General features: G+C 67.3%; 4 protein-coding genes. 2 read left to right on the top strand and 2 right to left on the bottom strand.

Going from position 1 to position 1913, the window contains the following annotated elements:
- Positions 1 to 315 (top strand): GGDEF domain-containing protein (locus ACIPIA_RS15210; RefSeq protein ID WP_400510763.1); only part of this gene is annotated, 315 nt, incomplete at its 5' end.
- A gap of 8 nt (positions 316 to 323) precedes the next feature.
- Here ACIPIA_RS15210 and ACIPIA_RS15205 read toward each other — a convergent pair.
- A complete protein-coding gene (locus ACIPIA_RS15205) occupies positions 324 to 1079 on the bottom strand; it encodes an SDR family oxidoreductase (protein ID WP_400510761.1) in 756 nt (251 codons plus the stop codon).
- 101 nt (positions 1080 to 1180) lie between these two features.
- On the opposite strand from ACIPIA_RS15205, the gene ACIPIA_RS15200 reads away from it, so the two are divergent.
- Positions 1181 to 1600 carry a winged helix-turn-helix transcriptional regulator gene (locus ACIPIA_RS15200; RefSeq protein WP_400510759.1) on the top strand — a complete coding sequence of 140 codons (420 nt, stop codon included), beginning with the start codon at positions 1181 to 1183 and terminating at the stop codon, positions 1598 to 1600.
- Between the two features lie 4 nt (positions 1601 to 1604).
- Here ACIPIA_RS15200 and ACIPIA_RS15195 read toward each other — a convergent pair.
- Positions 1605 to 1913: GNAT family N-acetyltransferase (locus tag ACIPIA_RS15195; protein ID WP_400510758.1), on the bottom strand; the 309-nt coding region annotated here is incomplete at its 5' end.

The raw sequence follows: 1913 nt of genomic DNA, 5'->3' as shown, positions 1-1913 counted from the left end.
ATCGCCGGGACGGTCGCGCAAGACGGCTTCTCCGGGCGGCTCGGCGGCGAGGAGTTCGCCGTCTACCTGCCGGGCATGACGATCTCGGAAGCCGGGCCCGTCGCGATGCGGCTTCTCGAGGTGGTGCGGCGCCTCAGGATCGAGGCGCCGGGCGGCGGGGTGGTCGGTCTGACGGTGAGCATCGGCGCCGCCGCTCAGACCGGCGACGCGACACTCGACGAGCTGATCGCCGAAGCCGACGAGCAGCTCTACCGGGCGAAGACGGCAGGCCGGAATCGCGTCGTCTTCTCGTTCGGGGTGGCGGCCCTGGCCTGAGCCCGCGCTCAGGCGTGCCGGGCGTTCAGCGCGGCAAAGATGTTCGCGAAGGTGCCGGTTGCCTCGGCATGGCGCAGCGGCTTGCAGCGTTCGACGATCACCTCCACGGCGTCCGGCCGGGTTTCGAGGATCGTCATCACCTCGGCGATGAAATCGGCCAGTGGCATCGCGGCGGGATCGGCCGCCCGCTCGGCGCCCATCAGCTCGGTCTGTACATAGGGCGGGGCGATCTCGATGACCTCGACCGACGTGTTCTTGAGCTGCTCGCGCAGGCCGATCGACCAGGAGTGGATCGCTGCCTTGGTCGCGCTGTAGGTCGGCGTCAGCGCCAGCGGCACGAAGGCGAGGCCGGATGAAACGGTCAGCACCGTCGCGCGCGGTCGCTTCAGGAGATACGGCAGCAGCGCCGTCGTCAGCCGGATCGGGCCGAGCAGGTTGGTGGCGATCGTTTCCTCGGCGATAGCGGGGTCTTTGGCGGCCGGGATGTCCTCCGGCTTCATGATGCCGGCATTGTTGAGGACGGCGTCGAGATTCGGAAAGCGCTCGACCGCCTGCCGGGCGAAAGCCTCGATATCGGCCTTGTCTTGGATGTCGAGGAGCATCGAGGCCATGCCGGGATTGGCGGCAGTGACCTCGTCCAGGACGCTTTCGCGCCTGCCGGCGATGATGACCTGATTGCCCTTGGCGTGCAGCGCTTCGGCGAGCGCCCGGCCGATCCCGGAGCCGCCGCCCGTGATCAGGATGGTGTTGCCTGCGATGTTCATGACAAGCCCTCTTGTGGTTACGTCCCAGCAGGTGGCATCGTCAGTCTTCAAAGGAAAGAAGGCGCTCGAAAGTGCCATACGTACCAAAAGGAGAGTGTCGGATGGAGACGATCCGGACCGCGATGGCGACGATGCATGCGCGCAGCGACGCCATCCCTCCCGTCAGCCCCGCGGTTGAGTCGCTGGTTCGGCAGGTTATCGCGCAGGTGGCAGACAAGTGGACGATGCTGGTGCTGGAGGCGCTGGAGGAGCACGGCACGCTGCGCTTCACGGAGGTCGGCCGCATCGTCGGTGGCATCAGCCAGAAAATGCTGACCAAGACGCTGCGGGAGATGGAGCGCGACGGGCTGGTCATCCGGACCGTCCATCCGGTCATCCCGCCCCATGTCGACTATACGCTTACCGAGCTCGGGCGCGAGCTCAGTGCGGCCTTCTGCGGCGTCTGGGTCTGGGCCGAGACCTACTACGCGGAGGTTTCGGCGGCACGGAAGGCGTTCCGGGAACGGGAAGGCGGCGCCTGAGCGCTCACAGGTCCTTGGTCAGGTAGATCCGCGTCGCGCCGGGCGGCTTCGGTGCGATCTCGCCGAAGACCTGCCATCCCAGCTTCTTGTAGAATTCCGGCGCCTGGAAGCTGATGGTGAAGAGCACGGCCTTGCTGCATCCGCGACGGCGGCCTTCCTCCTCCGCCATGGCGAGGATGCGGCTGCCGGTGCCGGTGCCGCGCAGGCTCTTCGGCAGATAGACGAGATCGATGAAGAGCACGCCGAGCGAGGTGCGCCCGACAAGGCCGCCGAGCGGCTCGCCGGTTTCGGGGTCGGTGACGCGGATCGTCAG

It is taken from the genome of Allobosea sp. CER48 (assembly GCF_044752385.1).
Taxonomy (GTDB): Bacteria; Pseudomonadota; Alphaproteobacteria; order Rhizobiales; family Beijerinckiaceae; genus Allobosea.
The sequence above is the reverse complement of the archived record's forward strand: the minus strand, read 5'-3'. Positions and strand labels throughout refer to the sequence as shown.

Coding starts and splice junctions, on each gene's coding strand:
- ACIPIA_RS15200 (WP_400510759.1), top strand. CDS start 1,181: ATGGAGACGATCCGGACCGCGATGGCGACGATGCATGCGCGCAGCGAC.
- ACIPIA_RS15205 (WP_400510761.1), bottom strand. CDS start 1,079: ATGAACATCGCAGGCAACACCATCCTGATCACGGGCGGCGGCTCCGGG.